Raw genomic sequence first — 12,156 nt, 5'->3', positions numbered from 1 at the left:
TCCCGACTCGGGTCCGACAGGACCGTCGCGCCGAGCAGACGGGTGCGCTGAACGCGAAAACGGAGGCAGATGTTCGACCGGCTTCGTGAGGACACGCGGGCGATGTGTGACCGCGATCCGGCCGCGCGCCGGTGTTTCGAGGTTGCACTTACCTACCCCGGTGTGCACGCCATCTGGGGCTACAGGATTACACACCGGCTCTGGAACGGTGGGTTTCGACTCCTCGCCCGGTTGTTGTCCCATATCGTGCGGCACCTGACGGGCGTCGAGATCCACCCTGCGGCGACGATCGGCCAGCGGGTGACGATCGATCACGGGATGGGTGTCGTTATCGGTGAAACGGCCGAGGTCGGCGACGACGTGCATATGTACCACGGCGTCACGCTCGGTGGGGACACGAACGAACGCGTCAAGCGGCATCCGACGGTCGAAGACGGGGTGAAAATCGGCGCACGAGCGACGCTTCTCGGCGACATTACGATCGGAGAGAACGCGGCAGTCGGCGCTGGGTCGGTCGTTACCGACGACGTTGAGCCCGGTGTGACGGTTGCGGGGGTTCCCGCACGGCGCATCGACGACTGAGAGAGGCGACGCCGAGCGACGACGAGAGAAGTTCGCGATCGACCGTGGCGACGGAGGCGACGCCGAGAGAGCACTGGGGAATCAAAGCGGTCGAGCGGCCGTTACTCGTCGTCGACGGTTCCGTCGGTGCCTACGGGTTCGCCCTCGGCCGGGACGCCGTCGTCGGATTCTACGTCGAGTTCAGATGTCGGCTCATCAGTTAGGGCGTCGGCGGTGGGGTCGGAATCGGAATCCGGATCGGAAACGTACCCCAGTTCGAACCAGAGCTTCGCCGTACAGCCCATGTCTTCTTCGTCGAGTTCAGTTTCGCCTTCCCGTTGGTCGAGGTAGCCGTTACAGCGGCCGTGCTGGACGACGTTCATCAGCGTGGCCGCCGAGCCGCATTCCGGACAGTCGATGTAGTAGTTGCCCTCGTCGTTCTGGTGCCAGGTGTCGGGTGTGAGTTCGGTGTAGGCCGCGTCCTCGTTTTGGTGGGGCATGTGCGTGTGCTATCGGTAAGGAAGCCGGTAAGTGCAGACCCGGAACTCGCAACCAGCCGGCGTGTCGATCGATCGTTCACCGACTGCAGGGCGTTAGACGAGCGGCTCGACGAGTTCCGTGCCGGCCACGAGCAGGGTCTGAACCCGGTCATCAGTTTCGGCCTCGGCGTAGACTCGCAGCACGGGCTCCGTGCCGCTCGGGCGGACGAGCAGCCAGGAGCCGTCTTCGAGCAGGAGTTTGAACCCGTCTGCGGTGTTGACATCCGCGACGGGTGTTTCGGCGACGGCGTCCGGAATCTCGGTTTCGAGGTCGGAGAGCACGCGCGTTTTCTCGTCGTCGGGGCAGGCGACGCTGGTCTTGTCCTGGACGACGGTGCCGTGTTCGGCGAGCAGTCGGTCGACCCGGTCGTCGATCGGTTCGGCGGCGTGCATCGCGGCTGCGAGCAGGGCCATGAGGATGCCGTCCTTCTCGCGGACGTGGCCGCGGACGGTGAAGCCGCCCGATTCCTCGCCGCCGACGAGGGCGTCGTGGTCGGCCATCGCCCGGGCGACCCACTTGAAGCCGACGGGGACCTCGTGGACGGGTTCCCCGTGGGCCTCGGCGACGCGGTCGATCAGGTACGTCGTCGAGACCGAGCGGACGGCCGAGCCCGCGTCGGATTCGAGCAGGTAGTCGTACAGCGCGGCGAAAAAGAGGTTTTCGTCGAGGTAGCCCCGGCCCGGTGTGACGACGGCGAGCCGGTCCGCGTCGCCGTCGTTCGCCAGGCCGAGTTCGGGAGCGCTGTCGGGATCGGTGACGAGTTCGATCAGCTCGGCGAGGTTCTCGGCGGCCGGTTCGGGTGCGCCGCCGCCGAAGGTGGGATCGCGCTCGCAGCGCAGGCGGTCGACGGCGAGACCGGCCCGTTCGAGCGCAGTGTCTGTCGTCCCGCGGCCGCTGCCGTGCATGGCGTCGTAAGCGACGGTCAGATCGGTATCGGAAAGATCGAGGTCGTCCTTGTCCTCGTCTTCGTCCTCGCGGCCCGCGCCGTCGCCGCCGCGGGTGATCGACGAGACGAGTTCGAACGCGGCATCGGCGTGGGGTGTTGCGAGGTCGACCTCGCGGACGGTGCCGTGATCGCGTTCCGGCAGCGAGCGGGGCTCTGCGAGCCGATCCGCGATCGCGTCCGTGACGGCGGGTAGCGCCGGCGCGCCGGTGTGCGGGATGAACTTCACGCCGTTGTACTCCGGCGGGTTGTGCGACGCCGTGACGGCGAACCCGCCCGCAAGATTGCGCTCGACGATCGCGTGTGCCACGAGCGGTGTCGGCCGGTCCCGCTCGGGCAAGAGGACGTCGAATCCGTTCGCACAGAGGACCCGCGCGAGTTCTTCCGCGAAGCCGCGAGAGGTCTCGCGGGCGTCGTAGCCGATCACGACGGGGGCGGTCCGTCCTTCGTCGGTGAGATACGTCGCGACCGCCTGGCCGACGGTTCGGACGCGCGGCGTCGTGAACTCCTCGAGCGTCGCCCGCCAGCCGTCGGTGCCGAAGGTGATGGCGTCCGTGTCCATACGCGTTTCTCACCGCCGGGTGCGAAAAAAGCGACGCTGCTGACTCCCCCGAGAGATCGCGGGTCGTGCAGAGATATCGAAGGCCGTGCAGAGATATCGAAGGCCGTGAGACGAGCAACGGGCAAAACCGACGAGTAACAACGACATTTTCCGGATGCCGTTCCAAGACGGATCCATGAGCCGCCCCACACCGTCAGTTCTCGCGGTCAGCGGTAGCCTCCGCGAGAGAAGCTACACCCGAACCGCGCTCCAGTACGTCCTCCGAGCCGCCGCCGAGGCGGGTGCCGAGACGACGCTCCTCGATCTTCGTGAAGTCGATCTCCCGCTGTACGATCCCGATATCGGCGACCAGGGCGATAGTCGCGAGGTCACCGCACTCATGCGGGAAGCGGATGCCGTCGCGCTCGGAACGCCGGTGTACCACGGCTCGTACTCGGGAGCATTGAAGAACTTTCACGACTACTGCGGCTGGGACGAGTACGAGGACACGACCGTCGGGCTGCTCGCGACCGCCGGCGGCGGGAGTTACGGCTCGACGCTCGATCACCTCCGAATCACCGTTCGAGGGGTTCACGGCTGGGTACTGCCCCATCAAGTCGGCATCCGCAACGCGTCGAGTCGATTCGTCGACGGCACGGGACCCGATGAGATCGACGGACGGGTATTCGGCGAGGAGAAGTTACAGGAACGCGTCGAGAAACTCGGCCGAATGCTCGTCGAGTACGCGTTCATCGACCCGGACGTGAGTTCCCCGCGTACGGAGTCGGACGGCTGAATCACCCATCGTCGAGTCCGACGAGTCGTTCTTTCTGTGCGCGCGAAAGTTGCTTGATTTCGTACTCGCGAGACAGAGCCGCAGAGCGCGTTTCATACCGCTCGTGATGGCGTAGTTCGACGGGCGTGCGGCCGCGGGTATACTTCGCGCCGTCGCCCGCATTGTGTTCACCGATACGCCGTTCGAGGTCCGTCGTGTAGCCGGTGTACAGCGAGTTGTCCGCACATTCGAGGACATAGACGATGTGACTGCCACTGGCTGGACGAGAATCGGGTCCGACTGCAGCGTCACCCCGGGAATCGCGCTCCGACATCGATCGACCGTACGGCGGGAGATCCGAAAAGGAACTCGAACTCGTCCGAAGACGAACTCGTCGGTCGGGACGGGCGGTTCTCGACGGATCGCGTCAGTCGTGGGAGGGTCGATTCGCACGTTCGCGTGCGGCTTCGGCGATTCCTGCGTTGGCTGAACAGCTAATGCACGCGAGGATCTCTCCGTGCTCGTCGGCGAACACGCGAGCGAACCGTTCGGAAACGTGCGCATCGCAGTGATCACACGTGGGCATTGGTCACACCGGCGAACGCCGGCAGGTAGTACTATTCGGAGAGTAGATAAAAATCCTTCCTAGATCAAGCCCAAGAGTTTGGAGCAGGAAAGAATGATTTTTCTACTCGAAAATAATATTAGCTTCGGGCACGATCAATCGCGCGCGAAATCAAAACTGCCTGGGCACCAGCGACGAATCCAGCGTCGATGTTGACGACGGACAGAACCGTACAGGACTGGAGCATGCCGGCGAGGGCTGCGTCTCCATCACCGCCGTAGCCGTACCCGCTATCGACCGGAACGGCGATAACCGGCGTATCGACGAGTCCGGCAACGACGGTCGGGAGCGCTCCCTCGCGTCCGGCAGCGACGATCAGCACGTCAGCCCCGCGGAAGCGATCGACCTGATCGAGCGTCCGAGCGAGCGACGCCACGCCGATATCGTCGACTCTATCGACCGTCGCGCCCGCGTCCAAACAGACGACTTCTGCCTCGTCAGCCACCGGTTCGTCGACCGTCCCGCCAGTGACGATTCCGACGGTCGCATCGAGTTCAGGTGGGTCGTACGTCGGGGCGAGCACGCGGACGGTCGAATGCCGGCGCTCGACGGTGGCCTCGGGGTTGCTATCGGCAAGCGCCGTCCGAAGCGCCGTCACCTGCTCGTCATCGACGCGGGTAAGCAGCGCTCGCCCGGTCGTCTCGAGCGCGGTTTCGGCGAGTGCGACGACCTGCGCCGCGGATTTGCCGTCGGCGAAGATCGCTTCGGGGATCCCTCGCCGTTGCTGGCGCGCCGCGTCGAAACGCCCCGCTTCGCTGGTCACGTAGCCGTTGAGTTCGGCTTCCGCCGCTGCCGGCGACATCGAGCCGTCTGCGACGGCTTCGAGGAGTTCGCGCATATCGCTACTGGGTCGTCCCGCTACTCGAATCCGTCGACCCGCGAGATGGGATTTCGAAAGTGCGCGCGAGAGCGCCCAACGGCGCGCGCGAGCGGGAATCGTGAACTCGAGCGGGGCGAATCCCAGTTCGTAGATTCATAAGTCATATACTTTCCGGTGGATCCGGGTGTCGAAACGGCCGTCGCAACCGCTCCAGCCCCGGTATTTCCGTGAACAACCAAAGCATTTATAATATGGAAGAAGGAACCGCTACATCGTATGGCAGACCTTATCGTCAAAGCTGCTGTGAAGGAAGCGCTCGATGACAAGAACGTCGCCTCCGACTTCTACGACGCACTCGACGAGGAAGTCGACGAACTGCTCGCCGACGCTGCCCGACGCGCAGAGGCCAACGACCGGAAGACGGTCCAGCCGCGCGACCTGTAAGGGTACCGTCAAAACAATTTTTTTCGAGCACTACGTCGACAAGCGATAGCTCCGAGTTGAACAGAGGCGGTTAACGGAAAGAAGAGCGACCGTAGCAGTAGCAATAATCGGAACAGTAGCAGCGTTCGCGAACCGAAACAGGAGAGACAGCAGCCGCGTTACCGGGACCGTTCGTCGAGGTACTCCTTCGTCCGGCCGCAGACGACGTAGTCGGTCTCCTGGAGTTCAGCGATCGACGCCGAGCCAGTGACGAACATCGCCGTGGTCAGTTCGAGTGTGAGCGTCTCGATCAGATCGACGACGGCATCGGTTCCCTGTCCCGCCGGCGCGAGGAACGGTTTTGCGAGGCCACCGGCGCGAGCGCCGAGGGCGATCGCCTTGGCGATGTCAAGTCCGGAGCGAACGCCGCCGCTTGCGATCACGCAGTCGTGGACTGTTGCGGACTCGATCGTGCTGACCGCGGTCGGGACGCCCCACGCGCGAAAGAGTTGGCCGACCTGTTCTTGGCGGGAGGCACCGACTGCAGCCGCACGGTAGGATTCGATGCCCGACCAGGTCGTCCCGCCCTGTCCGGCGACGTCGATGGCGTCGACGCCGGCGTCGGTGAGCCGTGTCGCAGTCGCCCGCGAGATGCCGTTGCCCGTCTCCTTGACGACGACCGGCACCGAGAGTTCGCTCGCGACGCGTTCGATTTCGGCGAGACAACCGCGCGCGTCGACGTCGCCTTCCGGCTGGACGGCCTCCTGAAGGAAGTTCAGGTGGACGGCCATCGCGTCGGCGTCGATCATCTCGACGGCCGCCTCGACATCGGCGACGTCGTACTCGAGCAGCTGTGCCGCCCCGACGTTGCCGTACAGGAGGGCGTCGGGGGCGACCTCGCGAACGACGGTATAGGATTCGAGAACGTCCTCGTCGTCGAGTTCGAGTCCGGCGCGCTGGCTGCCGACGCCCATGGCGACGTTCGTCTCCTGGGCCGCTTCGGCGAGCGCCCGGTTGAGCTTCGTCGTGTTCGCGTGGCCGCCGGTCATGCTCTCGATGACGATCGGGGCCGCTAACTCGTGCCCGAACAGTGTCGTCGTCGTGTCGATTTCGTCGCGGTGAATCTCCGGCAGTGCTTCGTGGACGAGGTCGACGTCGGCGAATCCCGTCCCGGCTGTCTCGACGTCTTCCTCCTCGATGATACGGATGTGATCGTCTTTCCTGTCGGATGTCTCGGGCATCGAATCGTCTCCACCGGAAGGTGGGAGGACGGTATTGAAAAGGTGTCCATTCGAGCGCACGCCTCGCGAGCCGACGGGGCCGGTACCGAGCAACGGCCGGAGACACGCTTTTGGGGTTGGTCGGTGTACGCCCTCGAGCATGCTTCGCAAGCTCTTACTCGGCTTCGGACTCGCCGAACTCGCCAAGCCACGACCGGTCATCGAGGCGTGCGAGCGGATCGGTCTCGAAAATCCATCCGCAACCGAGCGCCGTCCGCAGGCACTCTGGGGTGCCAGACTCGAAGGACTGGTCTTCGTCTGGGCACTTCTCCGCGAACGGGACGGCTCGACCGTCATCACCGCACTGCTGGGGCTGGCCGGCACGATTCTCGTCGTGCTCCCACGTCCGATCATCGAACTCAGTCAGTCGCTGGTCTACGAGAATACGGCCGAACTCGAGTTGAAATCGTGGGTGGTCCCCGCGGCGCGGTTGCTCGGAATACTCTACCTGCTCGTCGTCGCCCTCGCGCGCCCCGTGAACGGTGATTCGCCAGCGACCGGCGACGAAGACGCATAGATACGGACACAGACACACCCACGTTTCGAGTTCAACACCTCTCTGCGCCCCTCTCCGTGCGAGTGATCTTTTTGGTACCTCTCGTCGACGTGAGAGGTATGCACCGAACGCGAGCGCTCGTAATCGTAGCCGGACTGCTCGAAGCCATCGCACCGAACCGGATCATCGAGCCGGCCGAACGCCTCGCGTTCGAGAACCCCGAGGTGGGACGGCTTCGGCGGTGGACGATCCCGATCGCTCGACTCGAAGGCCTCCTCTTCGCCTGGCTCGCCGCGCGTGCGGCGGGGCCGCCGGCGTTCGTCCGGCCGCTGTTCGCCGCACTCGGCGCGGTGATGGCCCTGTTCCCGCGATCGACCCTCGAGTTCGGGCTCGCGAGTTCCTACGAGAACGCCGCCGAACTCGAGGTGAACTCGTGGGTCGTTCCCCTGACTCGGGTACTGGGGGCGTGCTATCTCGTCGCGGCGCTGGGTGCGAGACGAGTGGCGACGCCGATGCAGGAAGAGAACGCGACGGGAGACGACTAAGGCGCGTCAGTACGTCCGCTTCTCGACGCCGTCGGCAGTGCCAACGTAGGTCGCGTCGGCTAGCCCGATGAACAGTCCGTGTTCGACGACGCCGGGGATCGCAGCGAGCGTCGGCGCGAGTTCGGCCGGCGAGTCGATCGGACCGAAGGCGACGTCGAGCACCAGGTTGCCGTTGTCGGTGACGACGGGGCCGTCCTTGCGTTCGGCGTCGCGAAGCGTCGGCTCGCCGCCGAGTTCACGGACGCGCTCGGCGACGGTCGTGTGAGCGGCGGGGAGGATTTCGACTGGAACGGACCGATCGAGTTCGGGGACGAGTTTCGAGGGGTCGGCGACGACGACGAAGCGGTCGGCCGCGGCGGCGACGAGCTTTTCGCGGGCGTGTGCGCCGCCGCCGCCCTTGATGAGCGTGCCGTCACCGTTGCTGTTGGCGGTGGTTGCGTTCGCGTCCGTCTCCGCGTTCGGAGAGGGATCATCACGGACCTGGTCGGCCCCGTCAATCGCGAGGTCGACGCCGTCGACGGCGTCGAGGCTGGTCAGCGGGATGCCGACCTCGAGTGCCAGTTGCCGGGACTGAAACGAGGTGGGAATACCCTGCACGTCGAGGCCGTCGTCGACGGCCCGGCCGATGGCTTCGATGGCGTAGGCGGCCGTCGAGCCGGTACCGAGACCGACGACGGAGCCGTCCGTCACCTCCTTGGCCGCGCGTTTGCCCGCGTTTCGTTTCGCCGTCTCGCTGCCGCCCTCCGTCTTCATGCTCTGGTTTCTCAGGCGGGCGGCGAGGGGAAAAACGTTGTACATCTCGTGTCGAGCAGCCGGCGTGAGCAACTGTGGCCGTCGTTGTGGCTGTGGCCTGCGATCGTTACGGCCACAGTATCGGCGACGAGAGCGGTCCGGAGAGCGGCTGCGGGGTCACGACGGCAAGCAGGGAATCGAACGCGAGTCGTACCTGGCCGAGCCAGGGAATCCGAAACCCGGCCTTGCTGGAGATCCAGTCCTGTTTGACGACGGTCGTCTTGGCATACTGTCCGTCAACTTGATCGTACAGGCCGTTCGCGTCGCCTTTCGTCACGAACCCGTCGTGGGGAGCGGGGCAAGAAGACAGGTCGGCGCACGTTCTTCCGTCGAGCGCGTCCGCGTCGGCTTTCGTCTCGACCCAGTTTTCCCCTTCCTCGACCCAGAAGCGAGCGCGGTGGATCACCGGCGTCTTGCTCGCGTCGCCATTGGGGGCGAAGACAATGACGTCGCCGGGCCGACCGAAGTGCTTATCACCGCCGTTTTGCCCGTCTTCAAGTGTGACAACGCCGGTTCCATCGACAGCGTTTTCGCCGACGAATCGGTCGTCGTCGACGACGAAAACGAGATCCCCGGTGTGCATGTTGGGTTCCATACTCCCGCTCTCGACGGCGACCAGCGGCGGCCAAACGCCGCTTGCGGCGAACAGCACCAGACCGATCAGCGCGACGATTGCAACGGTACTCGCGACATCCCGGACGACGACAACGGTGCCCTCCTCCGACCGCAGCAACCAGCGGAGCAGACCGTCGTCCTCGATACTGACGCTCGAGGTATCCGAATCGGTCGCGGGAGGGTCCTCGGGGCGGCGCTCGCTCATTCGTTCGTATTCTGTCAAGACTGACTATCAACGTTTTGTTGCTATCGATCGGTTTCCCCGGTCGCAGGGAGAGACGAACGCCACAGAGCGGCGAAGCTTTTTTATTTCGCCTGTCGTCGAACGCCCATGGCGACGGGGACCGCAGTCAGCCTGCAGAACGTCCGGAAGACCTACCAACTGGGCGAACCGGTTCACGCACTCGACGGCGTCACGCTCGAGATCCCGCGGGGCACCTACACCGCGATCATGGGACCGAGCGGCTCCGGGAAATCGACCCTGATGAACCTCGTCGGCTGTCTCGACACGCCGACCGACGGCACCGTCGTCGTCGGCGGCGAGGACGTGACGACGCTCGACGACCGCGAGCGAACGACCCTCCGCGGCACCACCGTCGGCTTCGTCTTCCAGACGTTCAACCTGATGCCGCGCCTGTCCGCCCTCGAAAACGTCGCGCTCCCTCAACTCTTCCAGGGCGTCGGCCGTAGCACACGCCGCGATCGCGCACGCGAGTTGCTGGAGCGCGTGGGACTCGGCGACCGAACCGACCACATGCCGAACGAACTCTCCGGCGGCCAACGCCAGCGCGTCGCCCTCGCCCGCGCGCTGGTGAACGACCCCACGATCGTCCTGGCCGACGAACCCTCCGGAAACCTGGATACCGACACGGAAGCCGACGTGCTCGACCTCTTCGACGAGTTCTACGACGCGGGAACGACGATGCTCGTCGTCACCCACGAGCGCCACGTCGCCGAGCGCGCCGAGCGGATCGTCCACCTGTTAGACGGACGGATCGAACGCGTCGAAGAACTCGATGACGCCGGCCGCGATTCGGACGTAGCCCAGGGGCAACGAGACGGCGTCGACGGGACGGGAGCGGCGTCCGGAGCCGATCGCTGATGCGCCCGCTCGAGTTCGGTCGGCTCGCCTGGCGAGCGATTCGCAGTCACCGGCTCCGGTCGGCGCTGACGACGCTCGGAATCGTCATCGGGATCGCGGCGGTCATCGCGTTCGTCACGCTCGGGGCGAGCTTGCAGGCCGGACTCGTCGGCGATATCAGTCCGGACGATCAGCGGAACCTGTACGGCTGGGCCGCCGATCCCGACACCGAGGGCGGGCCGCTCGCCGGGGCCCAACCGGTGTTCAGTCAGGACGACCTCGACGCGGTCAGCGAGCGCGACGGCGTCGACGCCGCCTACGGTTACATGCCGATCTCGACGCAGGCGCTGGTGTACGAGGGTGAACTCTCGCCCCAGAGCGACGGGCTCGTGGCCGCCGGGCCGCCGTACATTAGACCGGACACGCTGGAGGAGGGGCGACAGTTCGAGATGGGCGAGCGCGAAGCGGTGATCAACCCCGCCGTCGCGGGCCAGTTCGAGGAGAACGTCTCCGTCGGCGACGAGTTGACGATCGCGTTACAGGGCGGCCAGCAGACGACCGTCACCGTCGTCGGCATTACCGACACGTCCGAGGGGTTGAGCCCGTTCGAGGGGTTCGAACCGTCGCCGCGAGTCTACGTGCCGACCGATCCGTACTACACCGAGGAGGTCGAGAGCGCGACGGCGGGGCTCGGGGGCGAGAACGCGTCGGAGAACGGTTCGAGCGCCGGAGGTGGCACCGGCGTCGGCGAGGACGCGCTCTTCCTCGCGATCGTCGTCCAGGCCGAATCGGCCGACGACGCCGACGTCGACCGCGCCCGCGAGAGCGCACTCGGGTACCTCGAGAGCGACGATTCCGATGCGAGCGAACTGCTCGGCGACGAACTCGCGGTGACCATGCAAACGAGCACCGAGTTACTGCAGCAATTACAGGACGTACTCGACTTGCTTCAGAGTTTCATCGTCGGCATCGCCGCCATCTCGCTCGTCGTCGGATCGATCGGCATCGCGAATATCATGCTGGTCAGCGTCACCGAACGGACGCGCGAAATCGGGATCATGAAAGCCGTCGGCGCACAGAACCGGGACGTCCTGGGACTGTTCCTGACGGAAGCCGTCGTGCTCGGCGTCATCGGCGCGATACTCGGAACCGCCCTCGGGCTCCTCGTCGGCTACGCCGGAACCTGGTACATCGATATTCCGCTGGTCTATCCCTACGGCTACGTCGCCCTCGCGATCGCCGTCGGCGTCCTCGTCGGCGTTCTCTCGGGGCTCTATCCGGCCTGGCGGGCGGCGCGAACCGATCCGATCGACGCGCTTCGCTACGAGTGAGCCGTCATCGAGCGGTCACTCGAGTTCAGAATCACGGGTTTCGTCACCGTCGGAGCGCGAGTCGGATTCGGGTTCGGGTTCGGATTCGGAGTCCTCATCACGGGATTCGTGCCAGCGAACGTCAGATTCTGACCGGTTACGAGTTCGCGTTCGCTCCGCGTCCGAGCGGTGCTCGCGTGGCTCTTCGGACCGAGACTGGGACCGAGAGCGAGGCTGGGCGCGGGTGAACTCGCCAGCATCGTCGGGGCGAGACCGCGAGGTCTCGGCTTCGTGCCGTGAGTCAGAACGAGCGTGTGCGTTCCGTGAGCGGCGCGAGTGTCGATCGTGGCGTCGGCGATCACGGCGGTCCGTGCCGATCGTCCGGTGCGTGCGCGCTCGTTTCTCGGGGTATTCGCGTGCGAGGTACGAGCCGAGCATCCCGCCGAGTAACGAGAAGCCGACGGTATAGAGCAGGACGACCATCGAGATCATCGCGAAAGCGAAAAACACGATCGCGAAGCCTTCGGCCGGAACGGCAGCGCCGATCCCGAGTCCGATGAATCCCAGGACGAAGAGTGCGATCCCGGCGAACGGAACGAACGTGATGGCACCCGCGAGCGCGCCGGCGATCGCCCCGTCTCGAGTGTCCGGCCCCTCGAGAAACCCGGCGATCGCACCCCCGAGTACGGTCGAGACGGGAACGAACGAGAGGATCACGGCGGCAACGGCACCGATGAACGCGTGGATGACGGTTCGACCACTAACCATACCGTACGGACGACGGGCAACGAGAAAAGTGTCGGTGGTCG

At 65.3% G+C, this 12,156-nt stretch carries 16 protein-coding genes; 7 read left to right on the top strand and 9 right to left on the bottom strand.

Annotated elements, in window-relative coordinates; all coding sequences use genetic code 11:
* The first annotated feature begins 69 nt into the window (after positions 1-69).
* Positions 70-582: a serine O-acetyltransferase gene (gene cysE / locus C480_RS08795; RefSeq protein WP_006665258.1), complete on the top strand. Its 513-nt coding sequence runs from the start codon at positions 70-72 to the stop codon at positions 580-582.
* 101 nt (positions 583-683) lie between these two features.
* On the opposite strand, the gene C480_RS08790 is transcribed toward cysE, so the two are convergent.
* Together C480_RS08790 and C480_RS08785 are read right to left on the bottom strand one after the other, a co-directional pair.
* The gene (locus C480_RS08790; protein WP_006665257.1) at positions 684-1,061 is read right to left on the bottom strand and encodes a hypothetical protein; all 378 of its coding nucleotides are present in this window, start codon (positions 1,059-1,061) and stop codon (positions 684-686) included.
* A gap of 93 nt (positions 1,062-1,154) precedes the next feature.
* Positions 1,155-2,606: a phosphohexomutase domain-containing protein gene (locus C480_RS08785; RefSeq protein ID WP_006665256.1), complete on the bottom strand. Its 1,452-nt coding sequence runs from the start codon at positions 2,604-2,606 to the stop codon at positions 1,155-1,157.
* Between the two features lie 175 nt (positions 2,607-2,781).
* On the opposite strand from C480_RS08785, the gene C480_RS08780 reads away from it, so the two are divergent.
* Positions 2,782-3,381 carry an NADPH-dependent FMN reductase gene (locus C480_RS08780; protein ID WP_049903486.1) on the top strand — a complete coding sequence of 200 codons (600 nt, stop codon included), beginning with the start codon at positions 2,782-2,784 and terminating at the stop codon, positions 3,379-3,381.
* 1 nt (position 3,382) lies between these two features.
* On the opposite strand, the gene C480_RS08775 is transcribed toward C480_RS08780, so the two are convergent.
* The 3 genes from C480_RS08775 to larB form a co-directional block, all read right to left on the bottom strand.
* Complete coding sequence (locus tag C480_RS08775; protein WP_006665254.1) at positions 3,383-3,694, bottom strand: GIY-YIG nuclease family protein; 312 nt, start codon at positions 3,692-3,694, stop codon at positions 3,383-3,385.
* Between the two features lie 93 nt (positions 3,695-3,787).
* Complete coding sequence (locus C480_RS23775; protein WP_006665253.1) at positions 3,788-3,946, bottom strand: DUF7563 family protein; 159 nt, start codon at positions 3,944-3,946, stop codon at positions 3,788-3,790.
* 118 nt (positions 3,947-4,064) lie between these two features.
* Positions 4,065-4,823, bottom strand: a complete 759-nt coding sequence (gene larB / locus C480_RS08770) for a nickel pincer cofactor biosynthesis protein LarB (RefSeq protein ID WP_006665252.1) — start codon at positions 4,821-4,823, stop codon at positions 4,065-4,067.
* Positions 4,824-5,081: 258 nt separating this feature from the next.
* Here larB and C480_RS08765 point away from each other — a divergent pair, with 258 nt between their 5' ends.
* A complete protein-coding gene (locus C480_RS08765) occupies positions 5,082-5,249 on the top strand; it encodes a DUF1931 family protein (RefSeq protein ID WP_006665251.1) in 168 nt (55 codons plus the stop codon).
* Between the two features lie 158 nt (positions 5,250-5,407).
* Here C480_RS08765 and fni read toward each other — a convergent pair whose 3' ends face one another.
* On the bottom strand, positions 5,408-6,469 hold the full coding sequence (fni, locus tag C480_RS08760; RefSeq protein WP_006665250.1) for a type 2 isopentenyl-diphosphate Delta-isomerase: 1,062 nt from the start codon (positions 6,467-6,469) through the stop codon (positions 5,408-5,410).
* A gap of 139 nt (positions 6,470-6,608) precedes the next feature.
* Here fni and C480_RS08755 point away from each other — a divergent pair, with 139 nt between their 5' ends.
* Together C480_RS08755 and C480_RS08750 are read left to right on the top strand one after the other, a co-directional pair.
* Positions 6,609-7,025: a hypothetical protein gene (locus C480_RS08755; RefSeq protein ID WP_006665249.1), complete on the top strand. Its 417-nt coding sequence runs from the start codon at positions 6,609-6,611 to the stop codon at positions 7,023-7,025.
* Positions 7,026-7,123: 98 nt separating this feature from the next.
* Positions 7,124-7,549, top strand: coding sequence for a hypothetical protein (locus C480_RS08750; protein ID WP_006665248.1), 426 nt, complete (start codon positions 7,124-7,126; stop codon positions 7,547-7,549).
* Between the two features lie 6 nt (positions 7,550-7,555).
* Here C480_RS08750 and rpiA read toward each other — a convergent pair whose 3' ends face one another.
* Positions 7,556-8,302, bottom strand: a complete 747-nt coding sequence (gene rpiA / locus C480_RS08745) for a ribose-5-phosphate isomerase RpiA (protein ID WP_241433808.1) — start codon at positions 8,300-8,302, stop codon at positions 7,556-7,558.
* Positions 8,303-8,408: 106 nt separating this feature from the next.
* Positions 8,409-9,161 carry a S24/S26 family peptidase gene (locus C480_RS08740; protein WP_006665246.1) on the bottom strand — a complete coding sequence of 251 codons (753 nt, stop codon included), beginning with the start codon at positions 9,159-9,161 and terminating at the stop codon, positions 8,409-8,411.
* Positions 9,162-9,287: 126 nt separating this feature from the next.
* Between C480_RS08740 and C480_RS08735 the strand changes: the two genes are divergently transcribed.
* Together C480_RS08735 and C480_RS08730 are read left to right on the top strand one after the other, a co-directional pair.
* Complete coding sequence (locus tag C480_RS08735; protein WP_006665245.1) at positions 9,288-10,058, top strand: ABC transporter ATP-binding protein; 771 nt, start codon at positions 9,288-9,290, stop codon at positions 10,056-10,058.
* Positions 10,058-11,368, top strand: a complete 1,311-nt coding sequence (locus tag C480_RS08730; protein ID WP_006665244.1) for an ABC transporter permease — start codon at positions 10,058-10,060, stop codon at positions 11,366-11,368. The genes C480_RS08735 and C480_RS08730 overlap by 1 nt, the downstream gene beginning before the upstream one ends.
* A gap of 15 nt (positions 11,369-11,383) precedes the next feature.
* On the opposite strand, the gene C480_RS08725 is transcribed toward C480_RS08730, so the two are convergent.
* Positions 11,384-12,115: a DUF5518 domain-containing protein gene (locus C480_RS08725; RefSeq protein ID WP_006665243.1), complete on the bottom strand. Its 732-nt coding sequence runs from the start codon at positions 12,113-12,115 to the stop codon at positions 11,384-11,386.
* Positions 12,116-12,156: the final 41 nt, after the last annotated feature.

Origin of the sequence: Natrialba aegyptia DSM 13077, assembly GCF_000337535.1 — an archaeon.
GTDB lineage: Archaea > Halobacteriota > Halobacteria > Halobacteriales > Natrialbaceae > Natrialba > Natrialba aegyptia.
The sequence above is the reverse complement of the archived record's forward strand: the minus strand, read 5'-3'. Positions and strand labels throughout refer to the sequence as shown.

Coding starts and splice junctions, on each gene's coding strand:
- cysE (WP_006665258.1), top strand. CDS start 70: ATGTTCGACCGGCTTCGTGAGGACACGCGGGCGATGTGTGACCGCGAT.
- C480_RS08790 (WP_006665257.1), bottom strand. CDS start 1,061: ATGCCCCACCAAAACGAGGACGCGGCCTACACCGAACTCACACCCGAC.
- C480_RS08785 (WP_006665256.1), bottom strand. CDS start 2,606: ATGGACACGGACGCCATCACCTTCGGCACCGACGGCTGGCGGGCGACG.
- C480_RS08780 (WP_049903486.1), top strand. CDS start 2,782: ATGAGCCGCCCCACACCGTCAGTTCTCGCGGTCAGCGGTAGCCTCCGC.
- C480_RS08775 (WP_006665254.1), bottom strand. CDS start 3,694: ATGTCGGAGCGCGATTCCCGGGGTGACGCTGCAGTCGGACCCGATTCT.
- C480_RS23775 (WP_006665253.1), bottom strand. CDS start 3,946: ATGCCCACGTGTGATCACTGCGATGCGCACGTTTCCGAACGGTTCGCT.
- larB (WP_006665252.1), bottom strand. CDS start 4,823: ATGCGCGAACTCCTCGAAGCCGTCGCAGACGGCTCGATGTCGCCGGCA.
- C480_RS08765 (WP_006665251.1), top strand. CDS start 5,082: ATGGCAGACCTTATCGTCAAAGCTGCTGTGAAGGAAGCGCTCGATGAC.
- fni (WP_006665250.1), bottom strand. CDS start 6,469: ATGCCCGAGACATCCGACAGGAAAGACGATCACATCCGTATCATCGAG.
- C480_RS08755 (WP_006665249.1), top strand. CDS start 6,609: ATGCTTCGCAAGCTCTTACTCGGCTTCGGACTCGCCGAACTCGCCAAG.
- C480_RS08750 (WP_006665248.1), top strand. CDS start 7,124: ATGCACCGAACGCGAGCGCTCGTAATCGTAGCCGGACTGCTCGAAGCC.
- rpiA (WP_241433808.1), bottom strand. CDS start 8,302: ATGAAGACGGAGGGCGGCAGCGAGACGGCGAAACGAAACGCGGGCAAA.
- C480_RS08740 (WP_006665246.1), bottom strand. CDS start 9,161: ATGAGCGAGCGCCGCCCCGAGGACCCTCCCGCGACCGATTCGGATACC.
- C480_RS08735 (WP_006665245.1), top strand. CDS start 9,288: ATGGCGACGGGGACCGCAGTCAGCCTGCAGAACGTCCGGAAGACCTAC.
- C480_RS08730 (WP_006665244.1), top strand. CDS start 10,058: ATGCGCCCGCTCGAGTTCGGTCGGCTCGCCTGGCGAGCGATTCGCAGT.
- C480_RS08725 (WP_006665243.1), bottom strand. CDS start 12,115: ATGGTTAGTGGTCGAACCGTCATCCACGCGTTCATCGGTGCCGTTGCC.